Consider the following 17,640-nt stretch of genomic DNA (forward strand, 5'->3'; position numbering starts at 1 on the left):
CATTCGGTGCTATTTTGATTTCGCAAAGGCCACCAGCGCCTTTGCATCATTGCTGTCCCATGCGGCAGGCCCGTTCATCGAGGCAAGCAGACAGCCCCGATCATCAATCAGCAGTGTTGCGGGTAGGCCGAATGCGAGGCCTTCCTTTTTCAATGCGTTGAACACACCCATGGAACTGTCGCGATAAAGCTTGAGTGAATCGATGCCGTATTCGCTCATGAAGGTTTTCGGCTTCTCATCATCACCGGTATCGATGTTGACAGTGACGACCTCAAAGTTATTGGCTCCTGCTTCCTTTTCGAGAGCGTTGAGTGCAGGCATTTCTTCACGACATGGCACGCACCATGTTGCCCAGAGATTGAGAAGAACCGCTTTTCCTTTCAGGTCATCTTGCGTCATCGCCGCCCCATCCGGTCCCTTGAAGGATAGCGGGACAACTCGCGGACGCTCGCTTGCCGACATGGCCGCGACTTGCCCCTTCAACAGCGGCTTCAGGGAAGCGATGCGCTTTGCCGCACCCTCACATAAACCAGCCTGGGCTGCGACTTCCCCTTGAACCTGACCTTCAGACCCAATAAGCCTGAACATCACCACACCCGCGCCGCAGACAATGCCGGCGACGGCGGCAATTGCAACAAGTCTGGCGGAAGGAAGCCTGAGCGGCTTTTTATCGGTCATTGAATACTCCAGGGCAGGCGAAATATGGCTGACGGCATCGAACAGAAATCTTCCAACCAGATGTGGGGCGGACGTTTCGCTTCCGGTCCCTCCGCCATCATGGAAGAGATAAATGCCTCCATCGGCTTCGACAAGAAGCTTTATGCGCAGGATATCCGCGGCTCAATAGCGCATGCCACCATGCTGGCTGCAAAAGCCATTATTTCTGAAGAAGATAAAGAAAAGATCATTCACGGCCTGAACACGATCCTGTCAGAGATCGAGGCGGGAAGCTTCGTGTTTTCGCGCAAGCTCGAAGACATTCACATGAATATCGAGGCACGTCTCGCCGACCTCATCGGCCCGGCAGCTGGACGTCTCCACACGGCCCGTTCGCGTAACGACCAGGTCGCGCTCGATTTCCGCCTTTGGGTGAAGGAAGAACTTCAGAAAACCGAGGCCATGCTGACGGGTCTGATCATGGCATTTCTCGACCGTGCCGAAGAACATGCCGACACCGTCATGCCAGGCTTCACCCATTTGCAGACGGCGCAGCCTGTCACCTTCGGCCACCACTGCATGGCCTATGTGGAAATGATCGGTCGTGACCGCGCCCGCGTTCGCCACGCCATCGAACATATGGATGAAAGCCCGATTGGTGCCGCAGCCCTCGCGGGCACCGGCTACCCTATTGACCGCCATATGACCGCAAAGGCACTGGGCTTCCGCGAGCCGACCCGCAATTCCATCGATACGGTCTCCGACCGCGATTTTGCGCTGGAATTCCTGTCGATCGCATCCATCTGCGCCACACATCTTTCGCGTCTGGCCGAAGAAATCGTCATCTGGTCGACCCCGCAATTCGGCTTCATCCGTCTTTCTGATGCGTTCTCGACCGGTTCCTCCATCATGCCGCAGAAGAAAAACCCGGATGCGGCAGAGCTGGTGCGTGCCAAGACAGGCCGCATCAACGGTTCGCTGATTGCTCTTCTCACCATCATGAAGGGTCTGCCGCTCGCCTATTCCAAGGACATGCAGGAAGACAAGGAACAGGTGTTCGATTCCGCCGAAAGCCTGGAACTTGCCATCGCCGCCATGACGGGCATGGTCCGCGACCTGGAAGTCCGCGTCGACAAGATGCGCGCCGCCGCCGGGTCCGGTTATTCCACGGCCACCGATCTGGCCGATTGGTTGGTACGCGAGGCAGGTCTACCCTTCCGCGATGCCCACCACGCGACCGGCCATGCCGTTGCCATGGCCGAAAAGAAAGGCTGCGATCTGGCTGACCTTTCGCTGGAAGAGTTGCAGTCGATTAATCCAGCGATTACCGCAGGCATTTTCGACGTCCTGTCCGTCGAAGCGTCTGTTGCCAGCCGCACCAGCTTCGGCGGGACGGCACCGTCAGAAGTGCGGAAGCAGATCGCCTGGTGGCGAACAAAGAACTGATCAATCTACCGTTACGTCAGCATCAAAAGAAACAGGGTGCACAAGCGCCCTGTTTTTCGTTATCAGGAATGCAGAGATTTCCTTTGGACAGGCCCATGCTTTCAAAAACCTTGCGCACTTTCATCGTTCCAGTCGGCATTACGCTTGCTGTCGGCCTTGCTCTTTCAGGCTGTGGCCGCAAAGGCGACATCGATCCACCGAGCACGCCCAAGGAGCAGCGCAACACCCGCTCCACCCATAACAAGGTGCAGCCCACGCCTGAACGGCCATTTATTCTCGATAAACTCCTTTAAGGTTTAGCGACGTGAACCATTTTCACTATATCGACGGCGTGCTTCACGCCGAAAATGTTCCTGTGCCTGAAATCGCCAAGGCCGTTGGAACGCCGTTCTACGTCTATTCCACGGCGACGCTCGAGCGCCATTACAAAGTCTTCTCGGAAGCCTTTGCCGATGTAGACGCCATGGTCTGTTATGCCATGAAGGCAAATTCAAATCAGGCTGTTCTGAAAACCCTGGCAAAGCTGGGCGCTGGTATTGATGTGGTCTCCGGTGGCGAGTTGCGGCGTGCGCTGGCAGCTGGCGTTCCGGCAAGTCGCATCATGTTCTCAGGCGTTGGCAAAACCGTTGCCGAAATGGATTTCGCGCTTGAGGCCGGCATCTACTGCTTCAACATCGAATCCGAACCGGAGCTGGAGGTATTGAACCTGCGGGCGGTCAAGGCCGGCAAAAAGGCGCATGTCTCCTTCCGCATCAATCCTGATGTTGACGCTGGAACTCACGCAAAGATTTCAACGGGCAAGAAAGAAAACAAGTTCGGCATTCCCTATGAGCGCGCGCGTGCGGTCTACACCTATGCGGCGACCCTGCCTGGCATTCAGGTCAGCGGCATTGATATGCATATCGGTAGCCAGATTACGGAATTGCAGCCGTTCGAATCGGCGTTCCGTCTGCTGCGGACACTTGTTGAAGCGCTTCGCGGCGATGGTCACACGATCAGCCACGTGGATATCGGCGGCGGTCTTGGCATTCCATATCGCGAAGACAACAACCCACCACCTTTGCCGGATGCCTACGCTTATATCGTCAAGAATGAGCTGAAGAGCCTGGATTGCAAGATTATCACGGAGCCTGGCCGCTTGCTCGTCGGCAACGCTGGCATTCTCGTGACTGAGGTCATCTACGTGAAGGACGGCGGCGAAAAGACCTTCGTTATTGTCGATGGCGCGATGAACGACCTCATCCGCCCGACGCTCTATGAGGCCTATCACGGCATTCGTCCGGTTGTTCAGCCTGCGGCAGATGCCCCGCGCATCAAGGCCGATATCGTCGGCCCCGTCTGCGAAACAGGCGATTACCTGGCACTCGACCGCGAAATGGCGGCCCCCGAACCTGGCGACCTCATCGCCGTCAGTTCCGCCGGTGCCTATGGCGCGGTGCAGGCCGGAACTTACAATTCGCGCCTGCTAGTGCCCGAAGTTCTGGTCAAGGGCAGCGAGTTTCATGTCGTCCGTCCTCGCGGGACTTATGAGGAATTGATTGCTCTCGACTCCGTTCCGGCCTGGCTTGAGTGATCACAATTGAGCGAATAGGCCTGAAAAACAGGGGTTAGCGCTCAGTTCCCCTCGTCTTCGCCATAAAGAGTGTTATCTTCACTCTCGTTGCACGGATTTGTTTCGCCGTTCCAGAATGGCGAAATCGGGTGGCCAGAACCGGGAGAACGGATTGATGACCACATCGAAACAAGGCGGAAAAGGCGCTTTCGAAAACAGGCCTAAACTTGCGCGGCGCGTGACGTCCAAGCGCTTTATCGCAAAGCTTGTCATCGTTGCAGAACGTTTGGCACCCAAAACTCTTGTGCCTCTTTCTATCGCCGCCCTGTTTATCGTGCTGGGCTGGTTCGGCCTCTACCGGCAGATGCCGGATATCTTGCGCTGGGCCGTCGTCTTCGTCCTTATCTTTGCTTTCATCACTTCGCTTCTACCGATTTTGCGCCTGAAATGGCCGACGAAGGACGAGGCTTCGCGCCTGTTGGAAGAGCGCAATGGCCTGCCCCACCAGCCCGTTGGCGTGCAGGAGGACGAACCCGCCTTCGAGACCCCATTCGCTCGCGCCCTTTGGAAAGAGCACCAGTTGCGCATGGCGCAGCGGATTGCAGCGCTGGACGCAGGACTTCCCCAGCCTGACATCGCTCGCCACGACCAGGTGGCACTGCGCGCCGTTCCAGCACTCATTCTCGTTGCCGCCTTCGGCTTCTCGTTTTCGAATGGTGCTGGTGATATTGCCGATGCATTTCGCAACCGACCAGAGGCTGGACCAGCCAATCCCGATATCCGTCTGGATGCGTGGGTGACACCACCTTCCTATACCGGACGCGCACCGATTTTTCTGACAGGCAACAATGCAGCCGCAACTGACGCGGTTTCCTTGCCCCAGGCCTCCAAATTGACGATCCGCATGACCGGCGGCGATGGTGACGAGACCGTCACCTTCGAGCCCGAAGTGGGCGGAGATATCAAGACGCTCGCGCCGGAAAGCGCTGACAAGCCCAACGGGCAGACTGTTGCGACAACAGAGCCGCAAGCGACGGAAGCACCACGCGCACCTAGAACCTTCACCATGGAGGTATCTGAAAGCGGGATGGTAGAAGCCAATGGCCAGCATTGGCAGTTCAACGTCATCCCGGACAAGGCCCCGACCATCGCGTTCGAAAATCTGCCCCGCCGTGCCGTGAATGGCGCGTTGGAAATCGGCTTCACCGCCAAGGATGACTACGGAATTCGCGAAGCCCATGCCGTGATCGAGCCAGTCGGCCTCGCAGCTGGCGCAACGCCTCTTTATCCACCACCAGAATTCAAACTGGATTTGCCGCGCCAGAACCCGCGCGACATGAAGGGGGTGACCAGCCGCAACTTGACTGAACATCCGATGGCAGGCAAAAAGGTTCGCATCACGCTGGTCGCGACCGATGGCATGGGTCAAACGGGCCGCAGTCCTTCGCAAGAGATGATCCTGCCCGGTCGAAATTTCTCTGAGCCACTCGCCGCCTCGATTGTCGAACAGCGGCAGATTTTTTCGCTCGACACACGGCAGATGCCGAAAGCCATCGCTTTCAATGAAGCGGTTGGCATGCGCCCTGACGAGACCATTCCCAACACCACCCATTATCTGCTGCTGCAATCTGCGCAGACACGTATGAAGCTGGCCTACAACGAAGAGATGTTGAAAAACACCTCGGACTATTTGTGGGAAGTGGCGCTTGGTATTGAAGACGGCGATCTGTCGCAGGCGGAACAACGGCTTCGCGATGCACAGAAAGCGCTGTCTGAAGCCATCGATCGCAAGGCAGGCGATGAAGAAATCGCCAAGCTGATGCAGGAGCTTCGCGAGGCGATGAAGGAGTTCATGAGTGAACTTGCCGAGCGCATGAAGAACGCGCCGCAGGCCAACATGAACCAGCAGGCGCAAAATGTGCTGCGCCAGCGCGATCTGGAAAACATGATGAACCAGATCGAAAACCTGGCCCGCTCCGGCAACCGTGATGCAGCCCAGGAAATGCTCTCTCAGATGCAGCGCATGATGAACAACCTTCAGGCCGGTCGTCCACAGCGCGGACAGCAGGGTCAGCAGCAACAGCAAAACAGCCAGTTGCGCCAGCAGATCGACAAGCTAGGCGAGATCATGCAGCAGCAGCAGAAGCTGATGGACGAAACTTTCAAACTGGATCAGGCCCTCCGCGACCGTACGCAGCGCGGCGACCAGCCCCAGGGCGAAGAAGGCGGCGATCCGCAAATGGGTGAAAACGGGGAGCAACCACCCGGCCAACAGGGTCAGCAACAACAGGGCCAGAACCCGACCGACCAGATGACCGCCGAGCAGCTTCGTGAAGCGTTGAAAAACCTTCGCCAGCAGCAGGATGGACTCGGCAAGCAACTGGGCGAATTGCAAAAGGGTCTGCGTGACCTCGGCATGGAACCCGGCCAGAATTTTGGCAAAGCCGAGCAGGAAATGAAGGGTGCCGGTCAAGCGCTGGGCGATAGCCAAGGCGAACAGGCCGTTCAGGGTCAAGGTAATGCGCTGAACGCGCTCCGCCAGGGCGCTCAGGATATGATGGGCCAGATCATGCAGGCTATGCGTCAACAGGGTCAGCAACCGGGTCAAGGACAAGAAGGCATGATGGGTCAAGGCGGCCAGAACGGGCGTGATCCACTCGGTCGCCCCCGTGAAAGCAATGGCCCGGACTTCGGTGACAATCAGGTTCGCGTTCCCGACGAAATCGATGTCCAGCGCGCCCGTGAAATTCTGGAAGCCATTCGCGAGAAGCTGGGTAACAATCCACCCGGCGAAGTCGAGCGCCGCTATCTGGAGCGTCTTCTGGACATTCAGTAGTCGCATCCAGCCAACAAAAAGGGCGGTCAAGCCGCCCTTACGTCATTCTATTTGAGACGTCTCAAGCCGGAACAGCGGCCAAGGCGCGGGCAACCGCTTTGCGGATGTCGGGAAGCGCAAAAGGCTTCGGGATCACGTCGATGATTTTTTCCATCAGGTCATCAGCACGCTCGCGCTGCTCGGCATAACCCGTCATCAGGAGAATCTTCAGGTTCGGAAATTGTGAAGCCGCGCGGTGCGCCAGCTCGATGCCATCCATCACAGGCATGCGGATGTCCGAAAGCAGAAGGTCGAACTTGCCTTCGCTGAGTTTCTCGAACCCTTGCTCGCCATCGGCAGCCTCATAGGTCTCGTGTCCGTCCAGACGCAACGCGCGCGCAACAAAGGTCCGCAATGCATCTTCGTCTTCAGTAATTAGTATTTTTGCCATTTTCCATCGCTCCTGGTATTCATTCCAGCGAGCTCAAACTCGGTCATTTCCCTTTGCAAGAGGTAAATGAAAGCGACCATCTCAGTGGCATGGTTAACAATCCATGCTTGTATCGGCCACCAAGCGTTGCAAAATGAGACGGTACGCCTACTCGGCGTCGCCGGTCACCACGCCAACAAATGGCAGTTCACGGAAAGCATAGGCCACGTCCATGCCGTATCCAACCACGAAGTAATCAGGGCACTCAAAGCCAACATAGTCAGCCTCGAGTTTTTCCTTGCGCTTGACCTTCTTGTCCAGCAGCACAGCAATAGAGACGTTACGCGCGCCACGCTCGTAGAGAAGCTCTTTAGCGAAAAGAAGTGTGCGGCCGGATTCGAGAATGTCGTCGATCAACAGCACATCACGGTCTTTCACGTCGCTGTCGATATCCTTCACGATGCGCACGCCCTGCGAAACCATGCCGGTTCCATAGCTGGAAAGCGTAATGAACTCGACTTCAGGTGCCAGTCCGCTGTCGTGGAGGGCGCGGATCAGGTCGGCCGCGAAAATGAACGAGCCCTTGAGAACAGCGATGACCAGAAGGTCATTCGTCGGTCCGCTGGCGATGCGCTTGGCCAAATCGCGATTGCGCTCAGCAATTTGTTCGGCTGTGTAAAGCGGCTCGATATTTTTTCCACGGACGACGGGCATGTCTTCTCCTGCGTTTTAATCCCGCGTGACCTATCACATGACGCGGTCAATCGGAACGGAAAGAAGGGCGTCGGGTAGCACAGTCAGCGTTCGGAAACACCTGTTTTGGCGAAAGAAAGCTTGATTTCGGGTGTTTTTCCACCGGGATGGCGAAACTTCGCGGAAAACCCCTGGCTTGACCCGCGATCAATCTCTGATACGGGCGGCTCGATGACCATGCTGGCGACCTTCTCGCCATCGGCAGCGAATAAATCGGCGCGAATGGCCGGTATCTTCTGCACTCTGTCACTTTTGTTTTCAACGATGCCGTTGATAACCAGCACCTCCATCCCACCTGCATCCTGTGGGACGAAGCTGAGGTGCGAAATGACCAAAGGGTCTATGGGAGCCACCACGGCTGCCTTTTCGATTGGCATCATGGTGAAGCCGCCCGACAACAGGAAAACGCTGACGACGGCCGCGGCAACGATTGCGGAGTAGCCATCGATCGAAAGGCCTGACAGTTTTTTGTCGATCCAGTTGATGAAAGATCGCAGCGCACTGAACGCCGATACCGCTTTTGGTGCCGCCTGTTGATAATCGGTTCGTCGATTGTCGTTTCCATAGTCACGGAAGGAGGTTTCCTTTATCGTGACAAACTCGGCATCTACGATGTCTGGATCGTGACGCGTTCGCCATGTCTGACGTAGCGGCGTTTCTGGCATCAAAAGGTCCAAGTCGAGTGTCGCATTCCGGCGAGATGAACGGAACATACCCATGAAGTTCCCTCGGTCAGGTCTTCGGCCCGATAAAAACTGGGCATTGAATGAAATCCTGCCTAGTCGTAAATTTAATTGGTTAATGCTTTGCAAAGATCGTCCATTGAGTCGCCCATACGCGCCATGCAGCGTGTGAAAGGCACCATAACGATGCAAATCTCTCGCCACGGAAGCAAAAGACTGGAAGTTCGTTGATCCATTTTGAAAATGTCGGGTTGCGGTACGGCATGGGCCCGGAAATTTTGCGGGACATGACCTTCGATATTCCAAAAGGGTCGTTCCAGTTTCTGACCGGCCCGTCAGGTGCTGGCAAAACGACGCTGCTGCGCTTGCTATTGATGTCGCTACAGCCGACACGCGGGCATATCCGCATGTTCAGCCGGGATGTTGCGCGGATTCCTCGCAGTGAACTGCCACTGCTGCGCCGTCGCGTCGGTATCGTTTTTCAGGACTTTCGCCTTCTGGATCATCTCACCACCTATGAGAACGTGGCACTGCCGCTGCGCGTGCGGGGCAAAGAGGAAAGTGCCTATCGCAACGATGTGATCGAGCTTTTGAAATGGGTGGGGCTGGGCGAGCGAATGAACGTACTGCCGCCCATCCTATCCGGCGGGGAAAAGCAGCGCGCGGCAATCGCTCGCGCTTTGATGGACCAGCCGGAAATTCTGCTGGCCGATGAGCCAACCGGCAATGTCGATCCACCTATGGCTAAACGTCTGCTCAACCTGTTTCTGGAGCTTAACCGCCTCGGCACCGCCGTCGTTATCGCCACTCACGATTTCGCGCTGATGGATCAGGTCAATGCGCGCAGAATGATCCTGACGGAAGGGCGGCTCGACGTCTATGAATGAGATGAACCGCAAACCGTTGAAACCAGAGCAGAAGCAGGCACCCAAACAGCCGCAGATGCGCATACGCCCCATGGCACCCATTCTGCCGCCATCCAATATCCAGGGCAACGCGCTGATCGTGGTCATTGCGATCATGGCATTTCTTGCCTGCCTGACGTTGGGCGCTGTCAGCATGGTGCGTGCAACAGCCTCCACGTGGCAGAGCCAGATTTCGCGCGAAATCACCATTCAGATCAAGCCGGACGAGGGGCTCGACATGAATGCGACACTGAACAAGGCCCGAAATCTGGCATTAAGCTTCGTTGGTACGCGCGAAGGCACGATCATGGATGAGGCGGCAACCAGTCGTCTGCTGGAGCCATGGCTCGGCTCCGGTCTCGATTTGTCGGAGCTTCCCGTGCCTCGCCTCGTCATCATCACCATCGATGAGAGCAATCCGCCGGATTTCGAAGCGATGCGAACCATGCTGAGGGCGGAGATTCCGCAAGCCTTTCTGGATGACCACCGCACCTGGGTGGACCGCCTCGTATCCATGGCCCATACCACTGTCATGATCGGCATCGGCGTCCTCGTCTTGGTGTTCAGCGCGATGGTTCTAACGGTAGTATTTGCCACACGCGGCGCGCTTTCCGGCAACCGCCATATCGTTGAGGTGCTGCACTTCGTCGGTGCCGAAAGCAGCTTCGTCGCGAGAGAGTTTCAAAAACACTTTCTGAAAATCAGCCTCAAAGGTTCGGGCTTTGGCAGCGCGCTCGCAGCTGGCGTCTTTCTTGCCGCAGGCTTCTGGCAGTCCCGGTCCTTGGCGACGCCGCAAAGCGACCAGGCCAGCGCTCTTTTCGGCACGTTTGCCGTCGGTGTTGAAGGTTATTTGGGAATTTTCGCGACCATGATGGTCATCGCGCTTTTGACTACGATCACCGCCAGACTGACCGTTATCCGCACCATTGACGACATAGATCGCGTGCGCTCTGACCCGTCCAAGAGCGAGGGTGTTTGAGAGCATGAAACTGCCCGTTCCTTGCCTTAATCCGAGCTTATCGATAATTGATGGTAATGAGTCGCACAGACCCGGATGACCACCCAACACCAACGTCGCGAAGCAGCTGGCTTTCGCGGCGCGGTCGCCTGCGCCGATTTGTGCGCGTCATCATCCTCATGTTTGTCGTGGTCATGGGCGCTGTTTTCGGCGGGTTTCTCTGGTTTGCCGACTCGGTCGCCTCGATGCGACCGCCCTCGTCAACCAAGGCCGATGCCATCATTGTTCTGACGGGCGGGTATCTTCGGATCGACCAGGCCGTTGGCCTGTTGCGCGACGGGGTGGGCAAGCGACTGCTGATTTCGGGGGTCAATCCGTCCACCACCCGCACGCAGATTCGAAAAATGACGCAAAGCTCGCCCGACCTCTTCGCATGCTGCGTGGATATGGGATATCAGGCGGTCGATACCATCGGCAACGCGAACGAGGCGGCAAAGTGGATCACGGATCGTGGCTATGCATCCGTGGTCGTGGTCACCAACAATTATCACATGCACCGCAGCCTCTATGAGTTGCGCAACACCAGCCCGAATACGAATTTCATAGCATATCCGGTCATCAATTCGGATTTGGCCCGCACCAATTGGTTCAAGAACCCGGATGTCGTTCGCACGATGATCTCCGAATATATCAAATTCGTTGCAGCCGCGGCTCTTGATCTGACCGGACTGGGCAAGGGCGATGGCCTTCGAAACGGTACAACTGCGATCTGAGTATGCCCGGCCTTCGGCCTATGATGGGCCTTGCTGAAACACCCCGTTTTCGTGTAGGCGTTCGGCACTGCGCACAACATCGAAGATGCTTCCTTCATGGTCAGGGATGCGCCGGGAGAAGCTTTTTCATGCTCAGACTGCGCTCGATCCTTTTCAACACGTTGTTTTATCTGAACCTGATTGTCCGCATGCTCGTGCTGACGCCGATTTATTTCATCGTGCCACGAAAGCTGGCGTTCGAAATACCGAAAGCCTGGGCTCGCTCCAATCACTGGCTGATGGAAAAGATCGCCGGAACGACCTTCGAGATCGAAGGGCTGGAGAATATTCCCGAAACCGGCTGCATCTTCGCACCGAAGCACCAGTCTTTCTGGGATACTTACGCGCTTCTGCCGAACCTCAAAGACCCCGTCTACATCCTGAAGCGAGAACTGATGTGGATTCCGCTTTTCGGCTGGTATGTCGCCAAGCAGCGAATGATCCCGGTCAACAGAGCCGCGCGTGGAAAAGTGATGCTCAAGGTTATGGAGCGCGCCAAGGAAGAAATGGCCAAGGGCCGCGAACTTATCATCTACCCGGAAGGGACGCGCCGTCCGCCCGGTGCCGAGCCGGAATATCGTTACGGCATCGCCCGGCTTTACCGCGATCTCAAGGTTCCAGTCGTACCGGTTGCGATGCATCCAGGCTTATTCTGGCCACGCCACACGACGATGCGCTATCCAGGCCATTTCAAGGTTCGTATTTTGCCCGCCATACAGCCGGGTCTGGACCCCGATGTCTTCTTCAAGAAGCTGATAGAAGTTACGGAAAAGGCAAGCGACGAATTGTTGATCGAAACCGCGCGCAACAATCCCGATCTGCCTTTGCCGCCAACAGCTGTGAAACGGCTGGCAGAACTTCAGGGAACGGTTGCGACCTGAGCAACGACTGTTGCTGCAACGCGCTCGAGCAGCGCATCACGGATTCCCATGTCCTGCAAATGCTGCACCGTATTGACGACATAATCGACATTCGGCCCGGATCGACCTGATGCCCGGCGCACGATGTGCGCCGCTTCGTCGAGAGACAAATCGCCGACATATTGTGAATGCTCAGGATCGGCCACATAGGTCATGGCCATTTCACGTCTACCATCGGCAAGACCCACGGCAATGACACGTTCCTTGTAAACATTGCTGACAAGTTCACGCTCACGAAGATAGTCGATAACGGGCCCACGATCTGCGTGCGACACACGGAACGCAACCCCCTGGCAGGAGCCTCCACGCTCCAGTCCCAGCACCAGCCCTGGGTTTTCATCGGTTCCCCGATAGACGTTCGAGCGAATGCACAGTGAACGGCGGTATCCATACAAGCGCGCCTGTTGACGCTCCTCAAATGGAAAGCCCGGGTTCCACATTAACGAACCATAGCCAAAGACCCAAAAATCGTCCATATCGCAAGCCAAACCAAATCACCTCTGTGCACCATTGGAGATCATCATGGCAGCGTCAAGCCCATCCCGTACCAGCAGAAAATTCCTTTTTCTGGGCTTTGGGATAATAGTTTTCGTTGCCATTTACTCCGCTGGTTGGTTTTACGCTGCCCAACGGCTGCAGGAAACCGTTATCCGCACACTCGCACCCGGTGGTGCCGCCAGCGTCAGCGGCGAGTGCCGCGATATCGCTTTCAGAGGCTATCCGTTCCGTATCGGTCTTTTCTGCTCGAAAGTGGATGTTAAAGACACTCGCAACGACGTGACAGCCTCCTTCGGCGCACTGCGCTCGGCAGCACAGATTTATTCGCCGGGCCATATCGTTTGGGAACTGGACTCGCCAGCCACGATACAAACAGGACACGGGCTTGGCGTGACGGCACAATGGGCCAATCTGCAATCCAGCCTCACTACCAAACTCAAGGGAATAGACCGCACATCCCTCGTGATCGACGGGTTGAAAGCGACCGCCGTGTCGTCAGTGACAGATCAGACCATCGATTTCGACGCCGCCAAGACCGAAGTGCATCTTCGCCAGAACGGCCCGGACCTCGATGGCGCGATCACGCTGACCGATGCTTCGACCGTCATCAAGGGATGGCCGCAGCTTCTGCCGCGTCTCAACGCCATCGGCGACATAACACTCGCTGGCAAGGCTGGCATGATCGATGGCAGCGACCGTACCGGGCTCTACGGCGCAAGCGGCGAGTTGCGCCGAGTTATGCTGGATATCGGCGATGGCCGCACCATGCGCATCACGGGCCCCTTCTCCTTCGATGATCAGGGCTATCTCTCCGGCCAGTTCAAGCTGGAGATCGAAAAGCTCGGCGAATGGGCAGACAACGCCAAACAGACCTTTCCGCAACTGCAGTCCACAATCGACACCGCCCGTAAGCTTCTGCGTGCTTTGGCAGGCGGTGGTGACAGGGCATCCGTCGACCTAGTGGTAGATCGCGGTCGCGCAACCGTCAGCGGTTTCATTCCCCTGGGAAAGATACCGCCGATCTGATCGCTATTTCTTCTGATCCAGCGCGTGACGGCCGAAGTCAGGCGTATCGACGTCCTGACCAGCCTGAACGATGGAACGACGAATGGTGCGGGTGCGGCTGAAAAGTTCAAACAGCTTGTCGCCCTCGCCCCAGCGGATCGCGCGCTGAAGATAGGCGAGATCCTCCGAAAACCGAGCAAGCATTTCCAGTATCGCGTCCTTGTTGTGCAGGCAGATATCCCGCCACATGGTCGGATCTGACGCCGCAAGACGCGTGAAATCGCGAAAACCGGAGGCAGAATATTTGATGACTTCCGATTCCGTCACCGTTCCCAGATCATCCGCCGTGCCAACGATGTTATAGGCGATGATGTGCGGCAGATGGGAAACGATAGCCAGAACCTTGTCATGATGCTCAGGCTCCATTTCATCGACGCGCGAACCGAGCTTTTCCCAAAATGTCTTGAGCTTGCCAAGCGCCACCGCATCCGTTCCCGGCAGCGGTGTGAAAATGCACCAACGGTCATGAAACAGGCCTTCAAAGCCGGCATCGGGACCGGATTTTTCTGTACCCGCAAGCGGATGTCCGGGAATGAAATGGACATTGTCAGGCATATGCGGTGCCATCTGCGCGATCACGGACGCTTTGGTGGAGCCCACATCGGTGACGATGGAACCGGCCTTCAGGTGCGGAGCGATCTGTTCTGCCACGCTTCCGGATGCGCCAACCGGCACCGAAACAATCACCAGATCGGCATCCTTCACCGCATCTGCAGCCGACACCGTATAGGCCGTGCCCAGCTCCAGTTCTTGCGCCCGCTGCAGCGTTTCTGCGCTACGCGTGGAAATCACCACTTCACGTGCAAGGCCCAGTCCCTTGATATCACGTGCAATGGAAGAGCCGATCAGACCAATACCGATCAGCGTAATACGGTCGAACAGAATGTCGCTCATTATGCTCTGCCCATGAATTCTTTAAGCGCGGAGATCACGCCAAGGTTCGCTTCTTCCGATCCAACCGTCATGCGCAGGGCATTGGCAAAACCATAACCTCGAACGGCGCGCAGCACATAACCGCGCCGCGTCAAGAATTCATCCGCGTCCGCTGCACGCTTTCCATCCACATCGGGAAAATGAATGAGGACAAAATTGGTGACTGATGGCGTCACGGTCAGGCCGAGGTCGGCAAAGGCGCTGTTAAGCTTTTCCAGCCATTCGAGGTTGTGCGCCACTGACTGCTGCATGAAGGCCTGATCGCGAATGGCAGCGGCACCTGCTGCGATGGCAGGCGCATTCATATTGAACGGGCCGCGCACACGGTTCAGCGCGTCGATGATGGCCGCTGGCGCATACATCCAACCGACACGAAGGGCCGCCAGTCCATAAACCTTGGAGAAGGTACGGGTCATCACCACGTTGACGTTACCGGAAACCAGTTCCAGACCTGCCTCATAGTCGTTCTTGCGGACATATTCTGCATAGGCCGCATCCAGCACCAGAATGACATGCTTCGGCAGGCCGGCCTGAAGGCGGCGTACTTCAGAAACGGGAACGTAAGTGCCGGTTGGATTGCCGGGATTGGCAATGAAGACCATCTTGGTTTTTGGTGTAACCGCAGCAAGGATTGCATCGACATCGACAGTGCAATCTTTTTCCTTCACCGTAACGGCTGCCGCACCCGCACCCATGATCTGGATCTTGTAGACCAGAAAACCATGCTCGGTGATAATGGCTTCGTCGCCCGCCCCGAGATAGACGTGGCAGAGAAGGCCCAACAATTCATCAGAACCGTTTCCGCACAGAATGTTGGTTGTGTTCAAACCATGAACGTCAGCAATGGCCTGGCGCAAAGCAGTTGCCTGTCCATCCGGATAGATTTCCAGATTGAATGCGGCTGCCTTGAAAGCCTCGATAGCCTTCGGGCTCGCGCCCAGAGGTGTCTCGTTTGAGGAGAGCTTATAGACCTTGGCGACGCCTTCGGCGTGCTCCTTGCCGGGAACGTAAGCGGCGATATCCAGGATACCCGGACGCGGAACAGGTTGGTTAAGCTCTGCACTCATTTCATCGACCTTCGGAAAAACACCGGAAAATCCGGCAAGACAATGCCGCAGGCATTAGACGGGAACAGGCCTTTTGTCGAGTGTCAGCGCGGTTTTTGCTGTTCTGGCACGGTTCTGGTAGTTGGCACGCCTTGAGGTGCAAGCACAGGCACGAAGACGCGGCGCGACGCCCTTTGCGCGACTGGCAGACCCTGGTAGAGCCGCTTTTGCGCTTCTACCACGATAACGCCGGAGAAGACCGGCCACAGCTTGCGGCCCAGGCTTTCGAGGTAACGACGCAAGCGCAGAATGGAGCGCAGTTTCGTTGGTGGAAAGAACAAGGCTTCGGCCGTGGCGCTCGGGGTAAAATTCGTCTCGCGCAGGAGCGAGGTCAACTGGCTGCGCGAATAGGGGCGACCGGAACCGAAAGGCGTATGTTCCACGCGCGCCCAGACGCCGCGCCGGTTGGGCACCACAATCACCAAACGCCCACCGGGAGCCAGAACCCGCCATAGTTCTTTCAGCGTCTCACGCGGATTTTCGGCAAACTCCAGAGAATGGACCATCAGCACTCGGTCGATGGACGAGTCCGGCAGCGGCAACTCCTCATCGAACACCAAAGCCGTGGAAGAAAGCTCACCGGCTGGCCAGTTGATCGCACCCTGCCCTGGCGGCATGAAGGCAAAGGTACGCTCCGCATCATGCCTAAATCGATCCAGAAATGGCACTGCATACCCCAAACCCACCAGCCGCTCGTCCGGCAAAGTTGGCCAAAGCGTCGACAGCGCCATGGTGATGGCCTGCTCTGCGGAGCGGCCAAGCGGGGAATGGTAGAATTCGCGCAGATCGACAATATCGGTGTTCATTGTCATGATGTAGCAGTCCTCGGGTGGACTTCAAAGCTGAGAAACCTACATTGAAAAGCCCCAGGGTTCAAAAGCCTGAAAAGATGGAGAGGAAACATGAAGCCGTTGGAAATAGAAGTCTTTCTTTGCCGCAGCGATAATTTCGGTGTTCTGCTGCATGATAGCGAAACCGGCACGACCATTTCGATCGACGCCCCGGAAGAAGCTGCGATCCTCGACGCACTCAACCGTCGCGGCTGGACGCTGACCCATATTTTCACCACCCATCACCATCAGGACCACGTCGAAGCCAATCTGGCGCTGAAGGAAAAATTCGGCTGCGAAATCTATGGTCCCTATGATGAGGCTGTCGCCATCCCCGGGCTCGACAAATCCGCTGCCGATGGTGACGAATTCGAGTTGGCCGGACGTCGCGTGCAGATCATTTCCACACCGGGCCATACGGCCGGGCATATTTGTTACTACCTGCCGGATGATGCGCTGCTTTTTGCCGCAGACACCCTCTTCGCCATGGGTTGCGGACGCCTGTTCGAGCGCCCCGCAGCAGATATGTGGCACTCCTTCCAGAAACTGATGGCGCTACCCGATGACATCCACGTTTATTTCGGCCACGAATATACCCTGTCCAATGCCCGTTTCGCCGTAACGGTGGACCCTGAAAACACCACTCTCAAGCAACGTGCGGGCGAAGTAGAAGCACTCCGAAACGAAGGCAAGTTCACCATTCCCACGACCATAGGCTTGGAGAAGCAAACCAATCCCTACATGCGCGTTGCTGATCCAGCCATTCGTGCCACTATCAACCTGCCCGATGCCACGGATGCCGAGGTCTTTGCAGAGATCAGAACGCGGAAGGACAAATTCTGATGGCGGGAAGTCTGCTTTCTACTGATGCCATTATTCGCGCATTGAAACTGGAGCCGCATCCAGAGGGCGGCTTTTATCGCCAGACGTTTCAAGATGCGAAGGATGGCGAACGTGGTCATTCGACAGCGATTTATTATCTGCTGGAAAAAGGGCAGCGCTCCCATTGGCACCGAGTGATCGATGCTGTCGAGGTCTGGCACTATTATGCTGGCGCGCCCTTGGCGCTTCGTCTGAGCATGGATGGCAAAACAGTTGATATCATAAAGCTCGGACCGACCCTCCTCGACGGCGAAAGACCGCAAGCCATCGTCCCGGCCGATTGCTGGCAGGCGGCGGAAAGCCTGGGCGATTTCACACTGGTCGGCTGTACCGTGGCACCCGGCTTCACCTTCGACAGTTTCGTAATGGCCGAACCCGGCTGGTCGCCAGGCTGA

At 56.7% G+C, this 17,640-nt stretch carries 19 protein-coding genes; 11 read left to right on the forward strand and 8 right to left on the reverse strand.

The genetic code is table 11. The annotated features are described in order from the left end of the window. Positions 1-9: 9 nt before the first annotated feature. Positions 10-678: a thiol:disulfide interchange protein TlpA gene (tlpA, locus tag CPJ18_RS18785; RefSeq protein WP_077102394.1), complete on the reverse strand. Its 669-nt coding sequence runs from the start codon at positions 676-678 to the stop codon at positions 10-12. Positions 679-702: 24 nt separating this feature from the next. On the opposite strand from tlpA, the gene argH reads away from it, so the two are divergent. The 4 genes from argH to CPJ18_RS18805 all read left to right on the forward strand — a co-directional run bounded on the left by argH (position 703) and on the right by CPJ18_RS18805 (position 6,491). After that, on the forward strand, positions 703-2,103 hold the full coding sequence (gene argH / locus CPJ18_RS18790; RefSeq protein ID WP_077102396.1) for an argininosuccinate lyase: 1,401 nt from the start codon (positions 703-705) through the stop codon (positions 2,101-2,103). Positions 2,104-2,198: 95 nt separating this feature from the next. Continuing rightward, a complete protein-coding gene (gene lptM / locus CPJ18_RS18795) occupies positions 2,199-2,396 on the forward strand; it encodes an LPS translocon maturation chaperone LptM (RefSeq protein ID WP_077102398.1) in 198 nt (65 codons plus the stop codon). 11 nt (positions 2,397-2,407) lie between these two features. Continuing rightward, entirely contained in the window at positions 2,408-3,676 is a 1,269-nt protein-coding gene (gene lysA, locus CPJ18_RS18800) for a diaminopimelate decarboxylase (RefSeq protein ID WP_077102401.1), read from the forward strand. Between the two features lie 154 nt (positions 3,677-3,830). Next, on the forward strand, positions 3,831-6,491 hold the full coding sequence (locus CPJ18_RS18805) for a TIGR02302 family protein (protein ID WP_103659725.1): 2,661 nt from the start codon (positions 3,831-3,833) through the stop codon (positions 6,489-6,491). Positions 6,492-6,552: 61 nt separating this feature from the next. Here the strand turns inward: CPJ18_RS18805 and CPJ18_RS18810 are convergent, their stop codons facing one another. From CPJ18_RS18810 to CPJ18_RS18820, 3 genes are all read right to left on the reverse strand, one after another. After that, complete coding sequence (locus CPJ18_RS18810; RefSeq protein ID WP_045232360.1) at positions 6,553-6,921, reverse strand: response regulator; 369 nt, start codon at positions 6,919-6,921, stop codon at positions 6,553-6,555. Positions 6,922-7,068: 147 nt separating this feature from the next. After that, positions 7,069-7,614 (reverse strand): hypoxanthine phosphoribosyltransferase, encoded by a 546-nt coding sequence (gene hpt / locus CPJ18_RS18815; protein WP_077102405.1) that lies wholly within the window; start codon positions 7,612-7,614, stop codon positions 7,069-7,071. A gap of 83 nt (positions 7,615-7,697) precedes the next feature. Then, positions 7,698-8,366 (reverse strand): DUF3426 domain-containing protein, encoded by a 669-nt coding sequence (locus CPJ18_RS18820; protein ID WP_077102407.1) that lies wholly within the window; start codon positions 8,364-8,366, stop codon positions 7,698-7,700. A gap of 197 nt (positions 8,367-8,563) precedes the next feature. Here CPJ18_RS18820 and ftsE point away from each other — a divergent pair, with 197 nt between their 5' ends. From ftsE to CPJ18_RS18840, 4 genes are all read left to right on the forward strand, one after another. Continuing rightward, positions 8,564-9,223, forward strand: a complete 660-nt coding sequence (ftsE, locus tag CPJ18_RS18825) for a cell division ATP-binding protein FtsE (RefSeq protein WP_077102409.1) — start codon at positions 8,564-8,566, stop codon at positions 9,221-9,223. Continuing rightward, on the forward strand, positions 9,216-10,220 hold the full coding sequence (locus CPJ18_RS18830; RefSeq protein WP_077102411.1) for a cell division protein FtsX: 1,005 nt from the start codon (positions 9,216-9,218) through the stop codon (positions 10,218-10,220). The genes ftsE and CPJ18_RS18830 overlap by 8 nt, the downstream gene beginning before the upstream one ends. Before the next feature lie 50 nt (positions 10,221-10,270). Beyond that, on the forward strand, positions 10,271-10,972 hold the full coding sequence (locus CPJ18_RS18835) for a YdcF family protein (protein WP_077102413.1): 702 nt from the start codon (positions 10,271-10,273) through the stop codon (positions 10,970-10,972). A gap of 128 nt (positions 10,973-11,100) precedes the next feature. After that, positions 11,101-11,892 carry a lysophospholipid acyltransferase family protein gene (locus tag CPJ18_RS18840; RefSeq protein ID WP_077118465.1) on the forward strand — a complete coding sequence of 264 codons (792 nt, stop codon included), beginning with the start codon at positions 11,101-11,103 and terminating at the stop codon, positions 11,890-11,892. Here CPJ18_RS18840 and CPJ18_RS18845 read toward each other — a convergent pair. Then, positions 11,871-12,407 (reverse strand): gamma-glutamylcyclotransferase, encoded by a 537-nt coding sequence (locus tag CPJ18_RS18845; RefSeq protein ID WP_077102417.1) that lies wholly within the window; start codon positions 12,405-12,407, stop codon positions 11,871-11,873. The two genes, CPJ18_RS18840 and CPJ18_RS18845, sit on opposite strands and share 22 nt — an antisense overlap. A gap of 46 nt (positions 12,408-12,453) precedes the next feature. Here CPJ18_RS18845 and CPJ18_RS18850 point away from each other — a divergent pair, with 46 nt between their 5' ends. Next, positions 12,454-13,455 carry a DUF2125 domain-containing protein gene (locus CPJ18_RS18850; protein ID WP_077102419.1) on the forward strand — a complete coding sequence of 334 codons (1,002 nt, stop codon included), beginning with the start codon at positions 12,454-12,456 and terminating at the stop codon, positions 13,453-13,455. 3 nt (positions 13,456-13,458) lie between these two features. Here the strand turns inward: CPJ18_RS18850 and CPJ18_RS18855 are convergent, their stop codons facing one another. The 3 genes from CPJ18_RS18855 to CPJ18_RS18865 form a co-directional block, all read right to left on the reverse strand. Then, the gene (locus CPJ18_RS18855; protein ID WP_077102421.1) at positions 13,459-14,388 is read right to left on the reverse strand and encodes a prephenate/arogenate dehydrogenase family protein; all 930 of its coding nucleotides are present in this window, start codon (positions 14,386-14,388) and stop codon (positions 13,459-13,461) included. Beyond that, a complete protein-coding gene (gene hisC / locus CPJ18_RS18860; protein WP_077102423.1) occupies positions 14,388-15,494 on the reverse strand; it encodes a histidinol-phosphate transaminase in 1,107 nt (368 codons plus the stop codon). The genes CPJ18_RS18855 and hisC overlap by 1 nt, the downstream gene beginning before the upstream one ends. 83 nt (positions 15,495-15,577) lie before the next feature. After that, positions 15,578-16,339 (reverse strand): class I SAM-dependent methyltransferase, encoded by a 762-nt coding sequence (locus CPJ18_RS18865; RefSeq protein ID WP_077102803.1) that lies wholly within the window; start codon positions 16,337-16,339, stop codon positions 15,578-15,580. A gap of 96 nt (positions 16,340-16,435) precedes the next feature. Here CPJ18_RS18865 and gloB point away from each other — a divergent pair, with 96 nt between their 5' ends. Together gloB and CPJ18_RS18875 are read left to right on the forward strand one after the other, a co-directional pair. Further along, positions 16,436-17,206, forward strand: coding sequence for a hydroxyacylglutathione hydrolase (gene gloB / locus CPJ18_RS18870; RefSeq protein WP_103586136.1), 771 nt, complete (start codon positions 16,436-16,438; stop codon positions 17,204-17,206). Then, positions 17,206-17,640 (forward strand): cupin domain-containing protein, encoded by a 435-nt coding sequence (locus CPJ18_RS18875; protein ID WP_103659637.1) that lies wholly within the window; start codon positions 17,206-17,208, stop codon positions 17,638-17,640. Before gloB ends, CPJ18_RS18875 begins: the two co-directional genes overlap by 1 nt.

Origin of the sequence: Agrobacterium rosae, from assembly GCF_002915175.1 — a bacterium.
GTDB lineage: Bacteria > Pseudomonadota > Alphaproteobacteria > Rhizobiales > Rhizobiaceae > Agrobacterium > Agrobacterium rosae.

What these genes read in the sequence shown, in the direction of transcription:
- CPJ18_RS18875 (WP_103659637.1), top strand. Translation starts at nt 17,206, where the DNA reads ATGGCGGGAAGTCTGCTTTCTACTGATGCCATTATTCGCGCATTGAAA.
- lptM (WP_077102398.1), top strand. Translation starts at nt 2,199, where the DNA reads ATGCTTTCAAAAACCTTGCGCACTTTCATCGTTCCAGTCGGCATTACG.
- CPJ18_RS18865 (WP_077102803.1), bottom strand. Translation starts at nt 16,339, where the DNA reads ATGAACACCGATATTGTCGATCTGCGCGAATTCTACCATTCCCCGCTT.
- CPJ18_RS18850 (WP_077102419.1), top strand. Translation starts at nt 12,454, where the DNA reads ATGGCAGCGTCAAGCCCATCCCGTACCAGCAGAAAATTCCTTTTTCTG.
- CPJ18_RS18820 (WP_077102407.1), bottom strand. Translation starts at nt 8,366, where the DNA reads ATGTTCCGTTCATCTCGCCGGAATGCGACACTCGACTTGGACCTTTTG.
- CPJ18_RS18855 (WP_077102421.1), bottom strand. Translation starts at nt 14,388, where the DNA reads ATGAGCGACATTCTGTTCGACCGTATTACGCTGATCGGTATTGGTCTG.
- CPJ18_RS18830 (WP_077102411.1), top strand. Translation starts at nt 9,216, where the DNA reads ATGAATGAGATGAACCGCAAACCGTTGAAACCAGAGCAGAAGCAGGCA.
- argH (WP_077102396.1), top strand. Translation starts at nt 703, where the DNA reads ATGGCTGACGGCATCGAACAGAAATCTTCCAACCAGATGTGGGGCGGA.
- CPJ18_RS18810 (WP_045232360.1), bottom strand. Translation starts at nt 6,921, where the DNA reads ATGGCAAAAATACTAATTACTGAAGACGAAGATGCATTGCGGACCTTT.
- CPJ18_RS18805 (WP_103659725.1), top strand. Translation starts at nt 3,831, where the DNA reads ATGACCACATCGAAACAAGGCGGAAAAGGCGCTTTCGAAAACAGGCCT.
- gloB (WP_103586136.1), top strand. Translation starts at nt 16,436, where the DNA reads ATGAAGCCGTTGGAAATAGAAGTCTTTCTTTGCCGCAGCGATAATTTC.
- tlpA (WP_077102394.1), bottom strand. Translation starts at nt 678, where the DNA reads ATGACCGATAAAAAGCCGCTCAGGCTTCCTTCCGCCAGACTTGTTGCA.
- hisC (WP_077102423.1), bottom strand. Translation starts at nt 15,494, where the DNA reads ATGAGTGCAGAGCTTAACCAACCTGTTCCGCGTCCGGGTATCCTGGAT.
- CPJ18_RS18845 (WP_077102417.1), bottom strand. Translation starts at nt 12,407, where the DNA reads ATGGACGATTTTTGGGTCTTTGGCTATGGTTCGTTAATGTGGAACCCG.
- CPJ18_RS18840 (WP_077118465.1), top strand. Translation starts at nt 11,101, where the DNA reads ATGCTCAGACTGCGCTCGATCCTTTTCAACACGTTGTTTTATCTGAAC.
- CPJ18_RS18835 (WP_077102413.1), top strand. Translation starts at nt 10,271, where the DNA reads ATGGTAATGAGTCGCACAGACCCGGATGACCACCCAACACCAACGTCG.
- hpt (WP_077102405.1), bottom strand. Translation starts at nt 7,614, where the DNA reads ATGCCCGTCGTCCGTGGAAAAAATATCGAGCCGCTTTACACAGCCGAA.